The 18,522-nt window shown below is 59.8% G+C and carries 17 protein-coding genes and 1 pseudogene; 8 read left to right on the top strand and 10 right to left on the bottom strand.

Features of this window, described 5'->3' with window-relative positions; translation table 11 throughout:
- Positions 1–59 precede the first annotated feature (59 nt).
- Entirely contained in the window at positions 60–803 is a 744-nt protein-coding gene (locus C9E91_RS10970) for an ROK family protein (RefSeq protein WP_414124031.1), read from the top strand.
- Between the two features lie 40 nt (positions 804–843).
- Here C9E91_RS10970 and C9E91_RS10965 read toward each other — a convergent pair whose 3' ends face one another.
- Positions 844–2,289, bottom strand: coding sequence for an adenylate/guanylate cyclase domain-containing protein (locus C9E91_RS10965; protein ID WP_107108313.1), 1,446 nt, complete (start codon positions 2,287–2,289; stop codon positions 844–846).
- A gap of 251 nt (positions 2,290–2,540) precedes the next feature.
- On the opposite strand from C9E91_RS10965, the gene C9E91_RS10960 reads away from it, so the two are divergent.
- Positions 2,541–3,608, top strand: coding sequence for a HEPN domain-containing protein (locus C9E91_RS10960; RefSeq protein WP_146143994.1), 1,068 nt, complete (start codon positions 2,541–2,543; stop codon positions 3,606–3,608).
- 13 nt (positions 3,609–3,621) lie between these two features.
- Here the strand turns inward: C9E91_RS10960 and C9E91_RS20155 are convergent.
- From C9E91_RS20155 to uvrB, 3 genes and pseudogenes are all read right to left on the bottom strand, one after another.
- Positions 3,622–3,806, bottom strand: a pseudogene (locus tag C9E91_RS20155) (hypothetical protein); the annotation flags it as partial.
- Between the two features lie 42 nt (positions 3,807–3,848).
- On the bottom strand, positions 3,849–4,277 hold the full coding sequence (gene arsC, locus C9E91_RS10955; RefSeq protein ID WP_181316063.1) for an arsenate reductase (glutaredoxin): 429 nt from the start codon (positions 4,275–4,277) through the stop codon (positions 3,849–3,851).
- 134 nt (positions 4,278–4,411) lie between these two features.
- Positions 4,412–7,372 carry an excinuclease ABC subunit UvrB gene (gene uvrB, locus C9E91_RS10945; protein WP_107108311.1) on the bottom strand — a complete coding sequence of 987 codons (2,961 nt, stop codon included), beginning with the start codon at positions 7,370–7,372 and terminating at the stop codon, positions 4,412–4,414.
- A gap of 287 nt (positions 7,373–7,659) precedes the next feature.
- Between uvrB and C9E91_RS10940 the strand changes: the two genes are divergently transcribed.
- On the top strand, positions 7,660–8,910 hold the full coding sequence (locus C9E91_RS10940) for an MFS transporter (RefSeq protein ID WP_107108310.1): 1,251 nt from the start codon (positions 7,660–7,662) through the stop codon (positions 8,908–8,910).
- Positions 8,911–9,052: 142 nt separating this feature from the next.
- Here C9E91_RS10940 and C9E91_RS10935 read toward each other — a convergent pair whose 3' ends face one another.
- Entirely contained in the window at positions 9,053–9,565 is a 513-nt protein-coding gene (locus tag C9E91_RS10935; RefSeq protein WP_107108309.1) for a hypothetical protein, read from the bottom strand.
- Between the two features lie 234 nt (positions 9,566–9,799).
- Here C9E91_RS10935 and C9E91_RS10930 point away from each other — a divergent pair, with 234 nt between their 5' ends.
- Together C9E91_RS10930 and C9E91_RS10925 are read left to right on the top strand one after the other, a co-directional pair.
- On the top strand, positions 9,800–10,153 hold the full coding sequence (locus C9E91_RS10930) for a DMT family protein (RefSeq protein ID WP_107108308.1): 354 nt from the start codon (positions 9,800–9,802) through the stop codon (positions 10,151–10,153).
- A gap of 105 nt (positions 10,154–10,258) precedes the next feature.
- Positions 10,259–11,194: a phytanoyl-CoA dioxygenase family protein gene (locus C9E91_RS10925; RefSeq protein ID WP_107108540.1), complete on the top strand. Its 936-nt coding sequence runs from the start codon at positions 10,259–10,261 to the stop codon at positions 11,192–11,194.
- A 117-nt stretch (positions 11,195–11,311) separates the two neighbouring features.
- On the opposite strand, the gene C9E91_RS10920 is transcribed toward C9E91_RS10925, so the two are convergent.
- The 5 genes from C9E91_RS10920 to C9E91_RS10900 all read right to left on the bottom strand — a co-directional run bounded on the left by C9E91_RS10920 (position 11,312) and on the right by C9E91_RS10900 (position 15,847).
- The gene (locus tag C9E91_RS10920; RefSeq protein ID WP_107108307.1) at positions 11,312–11,710 is read right to left on the bottom strand and encodes a tetratricopeptide repeat protein; all 399 of its coding nucleotides are present in this window, start codon (positions 11,708–11,710) and stop codon (positions 11,312–11,314) included.
- 96 nt (positions 11,711–11,806) lie between these two features.
- Positions 11,807–12,988 (bottom strand): SEL1-like repeat protein, encoded by a 1,182-nt coding sequence (locus C9E91_RS10915; RefSeq protein ID WP_107108306.1) that lies wholly within the window; start codon positions 12,986–12,988, stop codon positions 11,807–11,809.
- Positions 12,989–13,082: 94 nt separating this feature from the next.
- Positions 13,083–14,675, bottom strand: a complete 1,593-nt coding sequence (locus C9E91_RS10910; protein ID WP_107108305.1) for an SEL1-like repeat protein — start codon at positions 14,673–14,675, stop codon at positions 13,083–13,085.
- A 188-nt stretch (positions 14,676–14,863) separates the two neighbouring features.
- Entirely contained in the window at positions 14,864–15,454 is a 591-nt protein-coding gene (locus C9E91_RS10905) for a hypothetical protein (RefSeq protein WP_107108304.1), read from the bottom strand.
- A 3-nt stretch (positions 15,455–15,457) separates the two neighbouring features.
- Positions 15,458–15,847 (bottom strand): acyl-CoA thioesterase, encoded by a 390-nt coding sequence (locus C9E91_RS10900; protein ID WP_107108303.1) that lies wholly within the window; start codon positions 15,845–15,847, stop codon positions 15,458–15,460.
- Positions 15,848–16,080: 233 nt separating this feature from the next.
- On the opposite strand from C9E91_RS10900, the gene C9E91_RS10895 reads away from it, so the two are divergent.
- From C9E91_RS10895 to C9E91_RS10885, 3 genes are all read left to right on the top strand, one after another.
- Positions 16,081–17,340, top strand: a complete 1,260-nt coding sequence (locus tag C9E91_RS10895) for an extensin-like domain-containing protein (protein WP_107108302.1) — start codon at positions 16,081–16,083, stop codon at positions 17,338–17,340.
- 167 nt (positions 17,341–17,507) lie between these two features.
- Positions 17,508–17,975: a DUF1801 domain-containing protein gene (locus tag C9E91_RS10890; protein ID WP_107108301.1), complete on the top strand. Its 468-nt coding sequence runs from the start codon at positions 17,508–17,510 to the stop codon at positions 17,973–17,975.
- 75 nt (positions 17,976–18,050) lie between these two features.
- A complete protein-coding gene (locus C9E91_RS10885; protein ID WP_210318803.1) occupies positions 18,051–18,494 on the top strand; it encodes a DUF1801 domain-containing protein in 444 nt (147 codons plus the stop codon).
- Positions 18,495–18,522 lie beyond the last annotated feature (28 nt).

The raw sequence follows: 18,522 nt of genomic DNA, 5'->3' as shown, positions 1-18,522 counted from the left end.
TTGCGCCCGATAGGGGCGGGAGAACGATCGAGGGCATGGCCCGGAGAGGAGCGCTAGACATGGATGACATGACGGAAGCACCCGCAGCGGAGCAGACACGCAGCCATAGCAAGCCGAAGGCGCATGCCGCGCCGGCGAGCCGCATTGTGCTTGCCGTCGATATCGGCGGGTCGCATGTGAAGGTGGAACTCAGCAGCGGCAGCGAGCGACGCGCGGTCGAATCGGGGGCCAAACTGACGGCGGCCAAGATGGTGGAGGCGCTGCGCGACCTCACGGCCGACTGGCACTATGACCTCGTCACCATGGGATACCCCGGACCCGTGATCGCCCACCGCGCCGCCGCCGATCCGTTCAACCTCGGGCCGGGATGGAAGGATTTCGATTTCGAAACAGCCCTCGGCAAGCCCGTGCGGATGGTCAACGACGCGCTGATGCAGGCGATCGGCAGCTACGAGGCGGGCCGCATGCTCTTCCTCGGCCTTGGTACCGGCCTTGGCTCGGCCATGATTGCCGAGAGCGTCTGCATGCCCCTGGAACTGGCGCATATGCCCTACCGCAAGGCGACCTTCGAGGACTATGTCGGCGAACGCGGCCTAGAGCGTCGGGGCAAGGGCAAATGGCGAAAATCAGTCTTCGACGTCGTCGAGCGCTTGGACAAGGCCCTGCTGCCAAACTACATCGTCATCGGCGGCGGCAATGTCGAAAAGCTCAAGGAACTGCCCCCGAAATGCCGACGCGGCAGCAACGACAATGCCTTTCGCGGCGGTTTCCGGGTCTGGTTGGATGAGAGTCTGCGCATCTGAGGGGGAGTGGGGCAGGCGAACGTGATGGCCTCTGCGATGTCTAATTGGGCATCACCCGATACACGCAGGCAGTTCCCTCGACGCCCCGGAGAGGAGCCTCGAAGGCAACCAATCTTTGGCCGGCGAGAAGTTGGCTGACGCCCGGCGCCGAAAACAGTGCTTCGGAAATGCAAATCTCTCCCGCGCCCGCCAGCGACTGGACGCGTGCGGCAACATTGACCGTCTGGCCGAAATAATCGAGGTTTTCGTTCAAACTCACGGCGATCGAGGGGCCGCAATGGGCTCCGATCTTCAGGATGAGGCTAGGGTCGCCATGCTGAGCATTGTAGCGCTCGATGACCCCCAGAATGTGCAGCGCGGCCGAGACGGCATCCGCCGGGCGGGAGAAAGCAGCCATCACGGCGTCGCCGATCGTCTTGACGATCGCGCCCGAATGCTCCTGCACCGTCGCGCCGAGCAATGCGAAATGCTCGCGAACCAGCGCATAGGCATTGAGATCGCCGAGCCGCTCATACATGGCGGTCGATCCCTTGAGATCCGTGAACAGCAGGGTCACCTGACGGATACCCAGACCTTCCTTCTCATCGACATTTTCCGATCGGAATAGGCGCCGAAACGTCTGTCGGGCCAGCAGCATGCCGCCCGACATGTAGGGATCGAAGTCGAGAGCCGGCTTGACCGTCTGCGCCAGGATTTCAGGTGGCCAATTGATCAGCAGCAGCGAGCCGCGTGAGGCGCCGGAATTCTGCACGTCGATGATGACAGGACCCGGCGGCACCGCCGGCAGCGAAGCGGAAAAGCGCTGCCCGTCATATCCGATCCGCAGGTGCGTCGGCACTGTCACGGGCTCGCCTGCGACCGGCAGCGCGAAACTCGCCTGCGTCTGGACATTGATGCCCGCCAGGGCGCCGGGACCGAGCTCCGCCCTTAACGTTGTGATCGAGCCCGGCGGCAGGAAGGAGAGGCCGCGAACCAGACCCTGCAGGACGTCGAGAAAGCGGACCTGTTGGCCGGGCATCCGCGCGTCGCTCAGGAATCGCGCCTTCCAATGAAAATCCTCGACCGACAGCGAGGCGGGATCATGAAACGTCAGCCGGCGGAGGTGCGGCGACACCGTGAAGGTAACCTCGATGAAATCGTCGAGGTTGGTTTCGCCGCTGACATCGCAGAGGCCGCAGACATAGTGGGTCTTCAACGTCCGCAAGGCACCGAAACTGTCGAGCACCATGCCGGATTGGGGACACACCACATCCCAGCTCATTTCGAACAATCCGCTTCGGGTCGCATGGAGAAACAGATCAATGCTTTCCGCCACCGCGATGGCGCGGTCGCGAGCGAAGGCGAGGGGATTGACGCGGAAAAGAGACAAGTCGTCGCCGCTGCGGATCAGCGTTTCGAATTTGGAGATGACCCGCGGACTCCAGGGCCGGGCCTGCTCGATCTCAGCGATCTTGCTTTCAAGGAGCCGTTCCTGAACGTCAGTCATATGGCACCTGCGCTTCAGCTACCGATCAGGTTTGGCCGTGGCTTTGGAGGTGTTTTGGTGGTTTGAGACTATAGCAGAGAATGGAACGTGCGTCCGCGTGGTCAAAAGGAGAACAAGTCGGCCTGAGCAATCGCCGAGCGTTGAACGGCCAGGGTACGGGGAGGAATTTTAGACGCTGAGATGGTGAATTTGTAAGCGCGGACGTAATAATCACGCGAAACGTTCGATGAGTAATATTGGTAGGATGCCGGATGACCACTGCCGCAGAGATAGCTAACTTTAGGCCTTCTTTCCACCGAGTAAGAATCGATCTTGGTCATCATTTGACTACGAACTTTGCTGATGATGATTGGGAGCGAACAGACGCCTCCCGCATTGCTTGCTGGCAATCTGCAAGATCAATGCTTGATCAGAGGGAATTCAATTGTGGTGATTGTACCGTCAATCTCAGCGTTGACTGGGGTCCAGTTATTGCACGACTTCAAAACGATTTTGATGTAATGCAACGATTGGAGAAAGTAAAAGGTACGCCAGAAGCTTCTGAGATTGCTCATCAATTTTCATTGGCTTCCGTAGAGGTCACATTTTTATTTCAGCTTAATGGTGACCGTCTCTCCAAAACACCATCGTTGGTGGCTATTTCCGAGTATTTTCTGCACGATTTCTTTCTTATTGTGAACTTGGCCGCGCCCGGAGCTTGCAACTTCTACGGCACAAAAATTATCCAGCCGGAAGACCGATTTGCTGAGCAAATAAATTTGTCAAATGTTCTCTTCGAGAGTTCGATATTGGATGCCAGAAGCGATAGCTGGCCAAAGGTAGGTTTTCTGAATTTAAGTGAAGTGATCGTGTGGTTTTATTCCATCAGATCGGAAATGAAGTTGCTGCCAAAAAACAGAATGGAAAGAGTTGTTTTTGCAATGCTTCATTTGTGTAAAGCAGGCATCTCACCAACAAACGTGATTTGGATATTCTACGGACTGGAGACGCTTTTTGATACCAAGATCGGCGAAAATTTTAGAACACTTGTTTCGAGAATTCAGCTCTTGTTAGACCTCAGTGAGGCGGAGTTCAAAATTTTAAAGAAAAAGATGCGTGAGTTGTATGACATACGAAGTGCTTTTGTGCATGGCGGCCTTGAGGTAATTCATCCCCTGCAAAATGAAATGCTAGACAAGTCGGTTGATGAAATGACTTCTCGATTCATAGATACTGCTGATTTTGGTTTTCGTATCCTTTTAGCGTCTGTTCAGGAGATCATAAGACGAGGCTGGCGTGAACCAAATTTTAGAGAGGTTCTGGAAGGGATAGCTCGTTGAGTTCGGACGATAATCACCTTCCAGGCCGCCCCGTCTCCCCTTCGTCCACCCCGTCCTTTACTTCTCAGCCACCGCATCCTCATAGGACCCGACACACGGCTTCGCTGGGATAATCGGCTTGTCCGGCACCTTGCCGAGCACCGGCTTCTCCGCCCTGTCGACGGTCATTTCGTCCAGCGTGTTCTTGCGGAAGAGGGCGTATCGGCGTCGACGGGCAGCGCGACAGGAAGCGGCACACGTTCAGATAAGGCGTTTGCCCTGGGCATCGAGAACCTGCTCGCCGTCCTCCTTGGTGAAGGCGCCTTTGTGGGTGTCGGGCAGGATATCCAGAACGATCTCGGAAGGCCGGGAAAGACGGGTACCGATCGGCGTGATGACAAATGGGCGGTTGATCAGGATCGAGTCCTTCAACATGGCATCGAGCAACTGATCGTCGGTCAGGCCCGGATCGTCGAGGCCGAGTTCGGCGTAGGGCGTGCCCTTCTCGCGAATTGCCTCGCGGACACTCAAACCCGCATCCGCAATCATCTTGACGAGCTGTTCGCGGGTCGGCGGATTTTTCAGATAGTCGATGACAGTCGGTTCGATGCCCGCATTCCGGATCATCGCCAGCGTATTGCGCGACGTGCCGCACGCCGGGTTGTGATAGATCGTGACGTCCATGGTCATGGGGCGAGTTCCGTTTCTGTAAGAGTTTGAGGATTGCGGGCTTCCATCAACAGCCAGCTAACGAGCATTAACGCCAGCAATGCGCCCAGGATTTCCGTGCTGCGGGCAAGTTGCGACTGGAAAACTGAAGCCGCCTACTTCCCAGGCCGCCCGGTCTTCCCTTTGGTGCGACCCTTCCGCTGCTTCTCATCCACCGCATCCTCATAGGACCCGACGCCCGGCTTTGCCCGAATGATCGGCTTGTCCGGCATCTTGCCGAGTACAGGCTTCTCCGTCCTGCCGACGGTCATCTCGTCGAGCGTATTTTTGCGGAAGAGGGGCGTGCCGGCGTCGCTGCCGGGCCCCATTTCGTCGAGGTTGGGCTTGGCGAAGTAGGAGCGCTGTGACCCGCCCTCGTGGTTCGAGACGGCCCTGCGGGCCTCCTCACCATGAGGGCTACCTGTTGAGGCCCTCGCGCCGGTTTCGCCAGGATGGTTCGAGGGTCGTTGCACTCCCGCCTCACCATGAGGGCTGCCTCCGGATGCGGCGCTCGCTCCGTCCTCATCCTGAGGTGCGGAGGTTGAAGACCGGAGCCTCGAAGGATTGGGGCGGCCGCTTTTGCCGCCTTCGATGCTCTTCGCCTCTTCGCGCGCCATCGGGTCGTCCATGACGGCGAGTTCGGCGGCCTTGAGGCGTTTGATTTCGTCGCGCAGTCGCGCGGCCTTTTCGAAGTCGAGGTCGGCGGCGGCGTCGCGCATGGCTTTTTCCAGCGCGTTGAGGTGGGTCTGCAGGTTGTTGCCGACGAGGTGGCCGCCATCGGCAAAGCCCTTGCCGGAGACGCCGCCGATGTCAGCGCGGACGTGGTCCTTCTCGTAGACGCTGTCGAGAATATCGGAGATTTTCGCCTTCACGGATTCCGGCGTGATGCCGTTTTCCTCGTTATAGACCATCTGCTTTTCGCGGCGGCGGCTGGTTTCCTCCATTGCGCGGTGCATCGAGCCGGTGACATTGTCGGCATAGAGGATGACCTTGCCGTCGACGTTGCGCGCCGCGCGGCCGATCGTCTGGATCAGCGAGGTTTCCGAGCGCAGGAAGCCTTCCTTGTCGGCATCGAGGATCGCGACGAAGCCGCATTCGGGGATGTCGAGACCTTCGCGCAGCAGGTTGATGCCGACGAGCACGTCGAAAGCACCCAAGCGAAGATCGCGGATGATCTCAATGCGCTCCAGCGTGTCGATGTCGGAGTGCATGTAGCGGACGCGCACGCCCTGTTCATGCAGATATTCGGTCAGGTCCTCGGCCATGCGCTTGGTCAGCACGGTGCAGAGGGTGCGGTAGCCCTTGGCGGCGGTCTCGCGGATTTCGCCGAGCACGTCGTCGACCTGCGTGCGGGCGGAGCGGACCTCCACCGGCGGGTCGATCAGGCCGGTCGGGCGGATGACCTGCTCGGCGAAGACACCGCCGGATTGCTCCATTTCCCAGCCGCCCGGCGTTGCAGACACGGCGATCGTGTCGGGGCGCATGGCGTCCCATTCCTCGAAGCGCAGCGGCCGGTTGTCCATGCAGGAGGGCAGGCGGAAGCCGTATTCGGCCAGTGTCGCCTTGCGCCGGAAGTCGCCGCGATACATGCCGCCGATCTGCGGCACGGTGACGTGGCTTTCGTCGATGAAGATAATGGCGTTGTCGGGGATGTATTCGAACAGCGTCGGCGGCGGCTCGCCGGGGTTGCGGCCGGTGAGGTAGCGCGAATAGTTCTCGATGCCCTGGCAGGAGCCGGTGGCTTCCAGCATCTCGACGTCGTAGCGCGTGCGCTGCTCCAGGCGCTGCGCTTCCAGCAGGCGGCCGGCCTTTTCCAGCTCGGCGAGGCGGAGCCTCAACTCCTCCTTGATCGACTTGATGGCGCCGTTCAGCGTCGGGCGCGGCGTGACATAGTGCGAATTGGCGTAGATCTTCACCGACTTCAGGTCGCCGGTCTTCTGGCCGGTCAGCGGATCGAATTCGGTGATGGCGTCGATCTCGTCGCCGAACATGGAGATGCGCCAGGCGGCATCCTCCAAGTGGGCCGGGAAGATTTCGATCGTATCGCCGCGGACACGGAAGGAGCCGCGGATGAAATCCATGTCGCGGCGCTTGTATTGCTGCGCCACGAGGTCGGCCAGGAGCTGGCGCTGGTCCAGTCGGTCGCCGACATTCATCTGGAAGGTCATGGCCGTGTAGGTCTCGACCGAGCCGATACCATAGATGCAGGAGACCGAGGCGACGATGATGCAGTCGTCGCGCTCCAGCAGCGAACGCGTCGCCGAGTGGCGCATGCGGTCGATCTGCTCGTTGATCGAGGATTCCTTCTCGATATAGGTGTCCGAGCGCGGCACATAGGCTTCCGGCTGGTAGTAGTCGTAGTAGGAGACGAAATATTCGACCGCGTTGTCCGGGAAGAAGTTCTTGAATTCCGAATAGAGCTGCGCCGCCAGCGTTTTGTTCGGCGCCAGGATGACGGCCGGGCGCTGCGTCGCTTCGATCACCTTGGCCATGGTGAAGGTCTTGCCGGAGCCGGTGACGCCGAGCAGCACCTGGCTGCGGTCGCCGTTTTCCAGGCCCTCCACGAGATCGCGGATCGCGGTCGGCTGGTCGCCGGCCGGCTGGTATTCCGAGGCCATGCGGATGCTGATGCCGCCTTCGGATTTTTCCGGCCGGGCAGGGCGGTGCGGTGTCCAGATCTTGCCGTTCTTGTGCAGCGGATTGCCGCTTTCGATCAGCGCCGACAGTGCCTCGACCGTGGCGGTGACGGCCGTGCCGGCATTGACGGCGTCCTCGAGCGTCGTATCCATGCCGGCCACCGGATTGAGCCCGGCGGCGGCTCGTGTTTTGGGGTCGGTGGAACCGCCCATGGAGGTGCCGCGCGCCGATTTCGACGCCGCGATCTCGACCTTCTTCCGATGCTTGCCCGCCTTGGAAGCGATCTCGCGCTGGCTTTCGACGCTGGTGGCCTCGGCCTCCGCTTCGAGCTGCTTGACCCAATCAGCGACGCTGCCGCTGAGCGGCGCACCTTCAAACGAGGCCTGCGGCGCCTCTTCGAAACCGGTCGGGGCGGGGGAGTTTTTCGGTGATTTTGCCATGGGCGGAATATGGAGGGAGTCACCGCCGATGTGAAGGGGGAAAGAGTACAAAAGGGAAACGGATCGTCGATTTTTCGGCTCCTCATCACGCAAAATGTGATGGAACCCAAAGGCGGCCGAGACGTTGGCGGGACGCTGCCCCAGACATCCGCCGGCTCGTTGCGTGAGCGCCGGAGGAAAAGCCCGCCGCAGCGTCAAACCTGCCCGGCGAAATGCCGGGTCCCCCCTTGCTTCGACGGCATCCGGAATTGCCCGCCTCGCCGCCGCCATCCGGTCGGAGGACCATGATGTCAGCATTGGATAGTTTACGCTCTTTGTCTCCACAGCAACGCAACACCGTCATTGCCGCCTATCTCGGCTGGACGCTGGATGCTTTCGATTTCTTCATATTGGTCTTCGTTCTCAAACATATCGCCGATGAGTTCCATACCGACGTTCCGACGGTCTCCGTGGCGATCTTCCTGACGCTTGCCATGCGGCCGATCGGGGCGCTGATCTTCGGGCTAGCCGCCGATCGCTTCGGCCGGCGAATAACGCTGATGGTGGATGTGCTGCTTTATTCGATCTTCGAGTTCCTCACCGGCTTTTCGACCGGGCTGACGATGTTTCTGATATTGCGGGCGCTCTTCGGCATCGCCATGGGCGGTGAATGGGGCGTCGGCGCATCGCTGACGATGGAAACGGTGCCCGAAGACTCGCGCGGCATCATCTCCGGCATTCTGCAGGCCGGCTATCCCTCCGGCTATCTGCTGGCGTCGATCGTGTTCTTCCTGCTGTTCCCGATCATCGGCTGGCGCGGCATGTTCATGGTCGGCGCCCTGCCGGCGCTGCTGGTGCTCTATATCCGCCGCAACGTCGAGGAATCGCCGGCTTTCCTGCAGCGGCAGGGAAAGCCGCAACGGGCGTTCGCCACCGTGCTGCGCGAGAACTTACCGCTGTTCCTGTGGGCGGTGGTTCTGATGACCGCGTTCAATTTCTTCAGCCACGGCACGCAGGATCTCTATCCGACCTTCCTCGAAGTGCAGCGGCAATATAGCAGCTACACAGTCGGTGCCATCGCTATCGTCTACAATATCGGCGCGATCATTGGCGGCTTGTTCTTCGGAGCCCTGTCGCAGCGCATCGGCCGGCGGCGGGCGATCGTCATCGCCGCGGCGTTGGCAATCCCGATTGCCCCGCTATGGGTGTATGCGCCTGGGCCAGTGCTGCTCGCCATCGGCGCCTTCCTGATGCAGTTCTTCGTGCAAGGCGCCTGGGGCATCGTGCCGGTGCATCTCAACGAACTGTCGCCCGACGAAGTGCGGGGCACCTTCCCCGGTTTCGCCTATCAGCTTGGCAACCTGCTCGCATCCGGCAATGCAACGATCCAGGCTGGCCTGGCGGCGCGTTGGAACGGAGACTACGCCTTTGCGTTGATGATCGTGTTGATCATCGTCGCGGTCATCGTGGCGTTGTTCTCCGGGTTTGGTTTCGAGAAGAAGGGTATCCGCTTCGGCGGGAAGGGGACGGAGGAACCCCAGAGCGCGATGCCGATCTGATCGCCGCGCCCTCGTCGGAGCATGGCCGGCGGCTCATCACCGCCGGCCTCCAGCCTAGAGCGGTTCAGCGTTTCACGGAATCGCTTTCCCGCTCTATCTCTTTCCGGACAGAAAACCGCTTCGCACTTTTCCTGGAAGTGCTCTATTTGCCGCAGATCTCGGAAATCTTCGCCTGCGCAAAGCCGCGGGCAAGCTCCTGTATTCCGCCAACGGAGGATATCAGGTCGCCGATCGGCCCGCTGACGCTGACATGTGAATCGGTAATCTTGCAGGCCCCGACGTCGACCGTCACCGAGGCTTCCAACTGCCCTTTGACGGTTGCCTGGACGATGCCGTGCGATTTGCAGGCGAGATCGGCGCGGGCGTTGATCTGCACGCCACTGGCTGCGCTGCAGAGATCAAGAGATTTGACCTCGAATTTCTCCTTGTGATCGACGCCCGGCAGTTTCTTGCAAGGGTCGGCCTCGTTCACCGACTTCTCGATCTGCGGACCGAACTTGCTCTGCAGCAGCGACCAGCAGGAGCCAGGCCCGCTTTGGGCTTGCGCGGATGCCATAGGCAGAGGAGAGAGCGGCAGAACGAAGGCGACGGCCAACAATCCCATGCGAAGCGACGGCGGGAGCGAGGAGGGAAGTGCAGCGGATGTCTTGATCACAGAGGTCGATTCCTTGGCGGATAGGACAGGAGACTATGTGCGCAGTCTTCCATGTCTCCGGCCGACGTAGCAATCCCCACATTCTTGTGAACGCACGACGCTTCCAGCCACCGCCAATTCGCCCCATTTCCCTATTCACCTCACTGCCGCGTTTAGGCGCGGCACTCCGCTCTTGAATTTTCAGGGACTGCCGGGCCATGGTGCGAGCGATTCGTTATGCCCAAAGGATTTGCCATGCCCTCTATTCTCAACCCGGCCGCCATCTGGCCGGTCGTCATGCTGTTTGCTTCCAATATTTTCATGACCTTCGCCTGGTACGGCCATCTCAAGCACAAGAGCACGGCCATCGCGATCGCCGTTCTCGGCAGTTGGGCTATAGCCTTCTTCGAATATTGCCTGGCCGTACCCGCCAACCGCATCGGCTCCGGCTACTATTCGACGGCGCAGTTGAAGACCATTCAGGAGGTGATCACGCTGATCGTGTTCTCGGGCTTCTCGGTCCTCTGGCTGGGCGAGAATCTGACCTGGGGCCACGCCATCGGTTTTGCGCTGATCGCCGTCGGCGCCTCCTTCATTTTCCGGGGATGAAGCGGGCATAAGCCGCTAGGCAGCGCTCGCCATTCATCCTATGATTCGTCTGGCGGTTCGGCCTTCGCGGAACTGCCGGCGAATGGCATGTTTCGGGAGGAAGAGATGTCGGGTTCGTTGCGTTCGGTATTGGATGAAACGGCGCGGGGGCTGGCGCCGCTGGAGGCGAACGGCAAGATCTTGTCGATGGCGCCGGATCGTTTCGGCTATCTCGAACCGACCGACGCCGCGACTGATATTGCGACACTGCGCGAGCAATATCAGCAGCATGGCTATCTCTGGCTCAAGGGATTTCTGAAGCGGCAAGACGTACTCGATTTCCGCGCCTGGGTGTTTGCGCATCTGATGGACACCGGGCTTCTGCAGCCCGGCTCGGACCCGATGGTCGGCCTCGCTGCGGAGGGGGAGGCTGACAAGGCGCAGGCCGACCGGAGGCTAATGGCCTTGGTGCGCTCGGTGGCCTATGAGGGCTTCTGCACCCAGCCGCGGCTGGCTTCGTTCATGGACGAATTCCTGCAGGGCATCTCCTATCTGCACAAGCGCAAGATCATGCGCTTCACCCGGCCGAACACCAGCGTCGTGACCCCTGCGCACTACGATCTCGTCTATCTGCGCGGCGGCACGAGCCGTATCGTCACAGCCTGGATTCCGATCGGCGACACCCCGGTCGATATGGGCGGCCTCGTCTATCTCGAGGGATCGCACCGGATCGGCACCGATATGGAGAAGGAGTTCGCGGCCAAAAGCGCGTCGCTCTCGCCGGAGGAACGCGTCAGCGCCTTCAACAAGAACATGACCGAAGGCGGCTGGGTTTCCAAAGACCTGCCCGACATGGCGGAGCGCTTCAAGACGCGCTGGCTCGCTGCCGACTACGAGGCCGGCGATATCGTGCTGCACAGCCCCTATATGATCCATGCGTCCACGACCAATCGCGATCCGAAGGGCCGCCTGCGCCTCTCGACCGACATCCGCTATCAGAATGTCGAGGACGAAATCGACGCCCGCTGGGGCAATCACTGGAGCTTGGGGGATATGCTCTAGAGCACTTCCAAGAAAAGTGCGCAGCGGTTTTCCGTCCGGAATGCGTCAAAACAAAGGGATAGAGCGGGAAAGCGATTCCGTGAAACGCTGAACCGCTCTAGATGCGAGCGCTCCGGCTCAATTCATCTGATCGAGAATACCCCGTGCCGGCGCATAGCCCTGGGCAGCGGCTTTCTGGAACCAGCCTATCGCCGTGTTACGGTCTCTGGTTACACCATCGCCGCGGAGATAAGCGTAGCCGAGATGGAATTGTGCCTTGGGCAGGCCTTGATTGGCGGCTTTGGTGAACCACGCGATCGCCTGGGTATAGTCCTGCGGCACGCCCTTTCCGAGCGCATAAAGACTGCCGAGGCCATCCTGCGACGCTGCATCGCCTTTGATTGCCAAAGGCTGCCATTGGGCGAGGGCGCTGGCATAGTCGCCCTTGTCAAAGGCGGCTTGCCCGTCTTCGGCATGGGCTTGGAAAGCGATCGAAAGTGCCAGCGTCAGTCCGAGGCCTATCTGTCTGAGCCGCATCCGGCGATCTCCCATCCATGATTCCCGTTCCGGCAAGACCTAAGCATAGCTGCTTGTCAGCGCAAGGCTGGCAGAGACTTCGTTCATCCGGTCATTTCAAATCCGGATGGTCTTTTTCTGCAGCGGCTTTTCCTCATTGTCATCGGGCTCATTGTCGTTGTGACCCATGGTCTTTGCCTTGCGGAACCATTCGAAGGATTTTGCCCAATTCGCCGGCACGCCATCGCCGTCACGATACATGACGCCGAGGTTGTAGGCAGCGTCGGCATAGTTCTGCGCGGCCGCCTTTTCGAACCAGTCGACGGCCTGGAGACCGTCTTTGGCAACGCCTTCGCCGTCGCGATACATCACGCCGAGATTGTACTCAGCTTCGACGTCATTTTGATCCGCCGCCTTGCGGAACCAGGCAAGGGCCTCAACGTCGTCTTCAGCAATTCCGTCGCCATCGGCATACATGGCGCCGAGATTATATTGCGCCTCTGCGTCGCCTTGATCGGCCGCCTTGCGGAACCAAAAGACGGCTTGATTGCCGTTTTTGGGGACGCCTTCACCGTCGCGATACATGACGGCGAGATTGTATTCCGCCTCGATTTTTCCCTGGTCAGCGGACTTGCGGTACCAAGCTAAAGCCTGGGCATCGTCGCGGGGCACCCCGTCGCCCTCGTCGTACATGATGGCAAGATTGTATTGCGCGTCGGCGTTACCCTGGTCGGCGGATTTGCGATACCAGGCGACGGCCTCGCCCTTGTCCTGGTTTACGCCGTCACCGTTGTCGTACATGACGCCGATATTGAACTGTGCATCTGCATCGCCCTGCTTGGCTGCCTTGCTGTACCAGACAAAAGCTTGCGCTCTGTCCTGAGCCGCGCCTTCGCCATTGTCGTACATCAAAGCGAGATTGTATTGCGCATCGCGATAGCCTTGTTCCGCGGCCTTGCGATACCAGACGACGGCCTGGGCGTCGTCCGTTGCGACACCTTCGCCCTCGTCATACATCGTCCCGACGTTGAACTGCGCCTCGGCATTGCCCTGATCGGCAGCCTTGCGATACCAGTTGAGCGCCTGGGTGAGATCCTTCTCGACGCCATCGCCTTCCTCGTACATTTCGCCGAGTTTCAATTGCGCCGCGGCGTCGCCTTTGCTCGCGAGCGGGCGCCAGTAGTCCAGCGCCGCCTTGTAGTCGCCTCGGTTATAGGCGTCCTGTCCTCGATCGGCATGCGCGATGCCGATGGATGCCAGCGCAAAAAGCAATCCGATGGCCGCCCTCTTGAAACGCACGTTAGACTCCTCAACCTGTGATCTCATTTATGTGAATACTAAACAACGCCACGGGCGAGCGCGCAAGGCGCTGCTGCACGCAGGAGTTATAGGACTATGGCAACAGCGTCGTCAGCACCTTGAGAAGGACCCAGCCTGGCTCGTCGCTCTGGCCATTCGTTTTGACGGGCTCTTGACCCTCCGGGCCAACATCCTTGATCAGACCGCCCCCATCGGCTGCCATGTAGCTCAGGCCATGTTGCGCTTCCGGCAGGCCCTGATCTGCTGCCTTGTGGAACCAATCGGAGGCTTGGTTGGTATCCTTCGCCACGCCGTAGCCATTGTAGTACATATATCCCAGGCCATACTGGGCGCGGGCGTCGCCTTGCTCGGCGGCCTTGCGGAAGAGGTCGACGGCCTGGCCGTCGTCTTTGGGAACACCGTCGCCGCTGTGATAGAGGTAGGCAAGGGCATATTGCCCTTCCGAATTGCCCTGGTCGGCCGATTTGCGGTACCAGGCCGCCGCCTCGTTCTTGTCCGAAGCTGTGCCCTGACCGTTGTCATACATATAGCCGAGTGCATATTGCGCATCGGCACGGCCCTGATCGGCGGACTTGCGGTACCATTGCAATGCCTTGCCATAATCCTTGGCGATGCCGCGGCCGCCGGCATGCATGAAGGCGAGAGCGTATTCGCCTTGGGCATCTCCCTGGTCGGCCGCCTTGCGATACCATTCGACCGCGATATCATCATTGACCGGAACGCCCTGACCATTAGCGTAGGAGTAGCCGACGGCATATTGCGCATCGGCACGGCCTTGATCCGCCGATTTGCGGTACCATTGCAGCGCCTGCTTATCGTCCTGGGGAACGCCGAGGCCGTTGGCGAAGCCGTAACCAAGCGCGTATTGCGCGTCCGCGCGGCCCTGCTCGGCGGATTTCCTATACCAGGAATAGGCCTGGGCATCGTCCTGATCGACGCCTCGGCCGTTGGCATAGGCATAGCCGAGCGCATATTCGCCTTGGGAATCGCTCTGATCTGCTGATTTTTGATACCACTCTATCGCCTGGCTTAGGTCGGCGGCCGTGCCAAGGCCGTTATCATACATATAGCCGAGCGCATATTGTGCATCGCCGCGTCCCTGATCGGCCGACTTGCGATACCAGGCGAGCGCCATCGTATCGTCCTCGCGGACGCCGATGCCGTGTGAATACATGTAGCCGAGCGCATACTGGGCCTGCGGTTGGCCGAGCGCGGCGGATTTCTGGTACCAGCCGACCGCCTGTGCGTTGTCGATATCCAAACCGCGGCCGTTGGCGAGGGAATAGCCGAGGGCATATTGCGCGTCTGCATTGCCCTGTTCGGCGGCTCTGCGGTACCAGGCATTTGCCTGTGCCAGATCCTTGTCGGCGCCGCGACCGTTGGAATACATGTAGGCAAGGGCGTATTCAGCCTTGGCGTTGCCCTGCGCTGCCGCCTTTCGATACCAATCGACAGCCTGCGCATCGTCATGCTCGACGCCCTGGCCGTTGGCGTAGAGATAGCCGAGGCCATATTGGGCGGCCGGATTGCCATCTTTTGCGTATTGTACCCAATATTTCAGCGCGATCGTCGTGTCGTCGGGGCTTGGCGCGGGATCATCGGCATAGGCAAAGGGAGCGAGCGAAAGAGCGAGCGCCAATCCAAATGCAAAGCTGTTGATCTTCAAAAGCGCGCCCTCCCGTCCGCAAGCTAATATTCGGCCGCACTGAACAATGCGGGATAGTTCTGGTCAATGGGTGTACAGCATGGAGATGGCAGTCGTTTTACCGATATCGGTCCGGTCGGCACCGTTGCCGTTCTCATGCTTGGAATGCAGCAAAATATGGGTATCGCTCCCTGCATGGCTGGTTGCTTCTATCCCGGGAGCACATCGTACAGCCGAAAAATCCAGCTAATCTGGTAGATCAGCCCGATCGACACGAACACCGCCTGGAAACGGCGATTGGCGGTGATGGCGGCGATAATGCAGAGGACGATGTAAACGACGTTGCGGGTCGGATACTCCCAGCCGAGCGACCGGAAATAGGTCTCGCCCTTCAATAATGTGTCGATGAGGTCGACGGCGTAGGTGACCGCGAGCAGGCCGAAAAACCAGCGGCGACGTGAGATGAAATATTCTTCGAAACCGCCATAATCCTCAATCGAGGGAGGATTCAGCAGCACGCAGAGGAAGTAGAACAGGCAGCAGAAGCAGATCAGGAAAAGATAGACGCCGAAATTGATTTCCGCGACGGACTGCAGCCGATATTCCCACCACCAGAAATGGATGATGAACAGGAACATCGATAGTACCCAGCCGAGATGAACCAGATAGACGCGGTGCTTGCCAGGCGATTGCACGAAACCGGCGAGGCGTGTCAGGAGCTGGGCAAGAGCGAGGCCGATGACCATGCTCATGACCGTCCTGATATAGACGTAGACCTCGGGCGTCCGCGCAGCCTCCATCCATCAGCTCTCCGCGGGAACCGGCTTCGGCGCGCCGTTCTCATCAAGCGCCACCATGATGAACGTACCGGCCGTGACCTTCTCCAGCTTGGCGTAACGCGAGCGATGGGCCCAGGCTTCGACGATGAGCGTGATCGAGGTTCGGCCCACGCGTTCGATATAGGTATAGACGCTCAGCGTATCGCCGATCTTCACCGGCAGTTCGAAAGCCATTTCCTTGACGGCGGCGGTGACGACGCGCCCGCGCGCGCGCTCGGCGGCGCGAATGCCGCTCGCCAAGTCCATCTGCGCCATGACCCAGCCGCCGAAGATGTCGCCGGCAGGATTGGCGTCGGCGGGCATGGCCAGCGTGCGCAAGGTCAATTCGCCTCTTGGCTTGACGCTGTCGTTCATTCATTCGCTCCAATCGACAAAGACTTTGATTCCGGCGTTCAGCCTACGCAATCGAATCTCGATGGGGAAGGCTTCGTCTGCGCTCGACAACAGCTCTTTCGAATGCCTCACGCTTTTTCTGACCATCGCGAATGTCCCGCTTTCGTGGGGCGGTAAGCATTCATTCACCGTTTTTATTTAAGATTCGTAATAGTTGCCGACCGTGGCTGGGGCAGCAGGAGCGGATCTGGAGTATGGCGTATTTGTCCTTTCTACGGCGGGCTGTCCTGCCGCTGCTCATGTCGTCGGCGCTGGTCGCCTGCACGGCTGATAGCCTCGTACCGCCGTCGAACATCGACAGCAGCGCCCGTGTCGGCTCGATCAAGCCACATCGCAGCATGGCGCAGCGGCAGTTCACCTACCAAGGTGACCAAGCTCCGGTTAACTCCGCCTCAGCCAATTACGCCAATACCTACAATCTCTCCGGCAGCCGGCAGAGTGCCGCGAAGATGCCTGCCTCTGCCGCCGCCAAACAGGGCCGCTTGCCGATGGCTGGTGCCAATGAGGCTGTGACGACCACGGACGTCGAACAGGGCTTAGCACAGCAGTCGGATGCGGCCTCTCAGGGCGTCAATATGGATGCGGAACTTGGCGTTGGACCAAGCGAGGAAGCGCAGTCCGGACCGGTCGTTGGACTGGCGCAGGAGGAAGGGCAGAATATTGCTGAGGGCGAAACCGATCAGCCTGTCGTCGACGGGATCGGCTCGGATACGCCCGTGCAGGCCAATCGCTCCATTATTCAACGCCCGAGCGCTCAGGCTGAACTCAATCAGTCGCCGATCCGCCGGCAGCAACCCAACGTGCAGGTCGCCATGTTGCCGCGTGTCGGCAACCCAATGCCACGGATCGAACAGCAGGAGGAAGTGCCGCAATCGTCGCCCGGCGGTGCCATGCCTGCTTCGGAAATCGCCTGCCGGCAGGAATTGCAGCGCATGGGCGTCGTCTACAACGACAAGCCGCCGATTTCCGATGGCCCGGCCTGCCAGGTTCCTTACCCGGTTTCGCTGAGCGGACTTTCTGGCAATATCGCCGTCAAGCCGGCGGTGACATTGAACTGTCAGGTAACGCTTGCCTTTGCAAAATGGGTGAAGAACGAATTGGCCCCGGCGGCCCGTACGCGCTACTGGACGGGTATCGGCACGATCGTGCCACTCGGCGGTTATTCCTGCCGCCGGATGAACAATAGCCGGCAACGCTACAATCCGATGTCGGAACATGCCCATGGCAATGCCATCGACGTCGGCACCTTCGTCCTGAAAAACGGACACGTCATCGATGTCCGCAAGAAGGGGCTGTTCTCCTTCCGTGAGGGCCGGCTTCTGAAGGCGGTGCGCAGCGATAGCTGCAACTATTTCGACACTGTGCTCGGCCCCGGCAGCAACGCCGAACACTGGAACCATTTCCACTTCGATCTGAGGGATCGCAGGGGCGGGCGGCGTTACTGCAGCCTGTGATGCAGATCTTACCTTGCGGGAACTGCAAATAGTGGCAATGCGTTGGTTGGGAGGCTAGTTGTCGCAGAAGCTGTTATCTCGAGCGTGTTTGCCACTACGCCGAGCAGGTCGCCGTTACAAAATCAAGCAATCTTGATAGTTGTCCGTCTATCGATGGAGTGAACGCAATGACTGAGAAGACGTCCATCAGGTCAAAGAAAGTCGCGGAGAAGACGGCCAAGCCGAGCAACGCTGGCGCCACTCTTCTTGCAGGTGGCAATCCGCAGATCGCTAAGGGTGAGGGTGACGCCCCCGTACAGGCCTATATTGCCGCCATGCCGGACTGGAAAAGCGACGTCGGCCGCCGTCTCGATGCGCTCATCGAGCGCACCGTTCCGGGTGTGCAGAAGGCGGTCAAATGGAACTCGCCGCTCTATGGGATGGAAGGCCAAGGCTGGTTCCTCGGTATCCATTGCTTCACGAAATACATTAAAGTTGCCTTCTTCCGTGGCACGTCGCTCGCTCCCGTCCCTCCCGGCGATTCCAAGAGCAACGACACGCGCTATCTCAACATCCACGAGGGCGATCAGCTTGACGAAGCTCAGCTTGCTGCCTGGATAAAGCAAGCCAGCCAATTATCCGGCGAACGAATGTGATGGGCACTGCGGCATAAGCGTGTTGTATGCTCAAATGACAGGGGGACGATATCCATTAAGAAAGCGACGACAAGCATGGCGAAGAGTGATCCGAAGGAAGGAACGGCAGAGGACTCTCCCTCTCTTCTGATAGATGGAAGAATCAAGGAGCTGAGTGATTGGCGGGGCGAAACGCTCGCTCGGGTCCGAACTCTCATTCAGCAAGCGGACCCCGAAGTGGTCGAGGAGTGGAAGTGGAGAGGGGTCCCGGTATGGTCGCATGATGGAATCATCTGCACCGGCGAGACCTACAAGAATGTCGTGAAGATGACCTTCGCTAAGGGCGCCTCGTTGGAGGACCCATCAGGCCTTTTCAACTCCAGCATGGAAGGCAATACTAGGCGTGCCATCGATTTCCACGAGGGCGACAAGATCGATGAAGAGGCATTGAAGGCACTCATTCGCGCGGCGGTGGCACTGAATACGGCGGCGCGTGCCGCTCGTCCGGCCCGCTCTCAGAAAAAATCAAAAAGCGCTTGAGGAGCGTTGCGAGAAAAATCGCAATGGC

It is taken from the genome of Rhizobium sp. SEMIA4064, assembly GCF_003025035.1.
Classification (GTDB): Bacteria; Pseudomonadota; Alphaproteobacteria; order Rhizobiales; family Rhizobiaceae; genus Rhizobium; species Rhizobium paranaense.
Note: the sequence above shows the minus strand (reverse complement) of the source record. Positions and strands in the feature narration are given on the sequence as shown.

Coding starts and splice junctions, on each gene's coding strand:
- uvrB (WP_107108311.1), bottom strand. CDS start 7,372: ATGGCAAAATCACCGAAAAACTCCCCCGCCCCGACCGGTTTCGAAGAG.
- C9E91_RS10900 (WP_107108303.1), bottom strand. CDS start 15,847: ATGAACGACAGCGTCAAGCCAAGAGGCGAATTGACCTTGCGCACGCTG.
- C9E91_RS10960 (WP_146143994.1), top strand. CDS start 2,541: ATGACCACTGCCGCAGAGATAGCTAACTTTAGGCCTTCTTTCCACCGA.
- C9E91_RS10970 (WP_414124031.1), top strand. CDS start 60: ATGGATGACATGACGGAAGCACCCGCAGCGGAGCAGACACGCAGCCAT.
- C9E91_RS10920 (WP_107108307.1), bottom strand. CDS start 11,710: ATGCGGCTCAGACAGATAGGCCTCGGACTGACGCTGGCACTTTCGATC.
- C9E91_RS10895 (WP_107108302.1), top strand. CDS start 16,081: ATGGCGTATTTGTCCTTTCTACGGCGGGCTGTCCTGCCGCTGCTCATG.
- arsC (WP_181316063.1), bottom strand. CDS start 4,277: ATGACCATGGACGTCACGATCTATCACAACCCGGCGTGCGGCACGTCG.
- C9E91_RS10940 (WP_107108310.1), top strand. CDS start 7,660: ATGTCAGCATTGGATAGTTTACGCTCTTTGTCTCCACAGCAACGCAAC.
- C9E91_RS10890 (WP_107108301.1), top strand. CDS start 17,508: ATGACTGAGAAGACGTCCATCAGGTCAAAGAAAGTCGCGGAGAAGACG.
- C9E91_RS10905 (WP_107108304.1), bottom strand. CDS start 15,454: ATGGAGGCTGCGCGGACGCCCGAGGTCTACGTCTATATCAGGACGGTC.
- C9E91_RS10885 (WP_210318803.1), top strand. CDS start 18,051: ATGGCGAAGAGTGATCCGAAGGAAGGAACGGCAGAGGACTCTCCCTCT.
- C9E91_RS10925 (WP_107108540.1), top strand. CDS start 10,259: ATGTCGGGTTCGTTGCGTTCGGTATTGGATGAAACGGCGCGGGGGCTG.
- C9E91_RS10930 (WP_107108308.1), top strand. CDS start 9,800: ATGCCCTCTATTCTCAACCCGGCCGCCATCTGGCCGGTCGTCATGCTG.
- C9E91_RS10965 (WP_107108313.1), bottom strand. CDS start 2,289: ATGACTGACGTTCAGGAACGGCTCCTTGAAAGCAAGATCGCTGAGATC.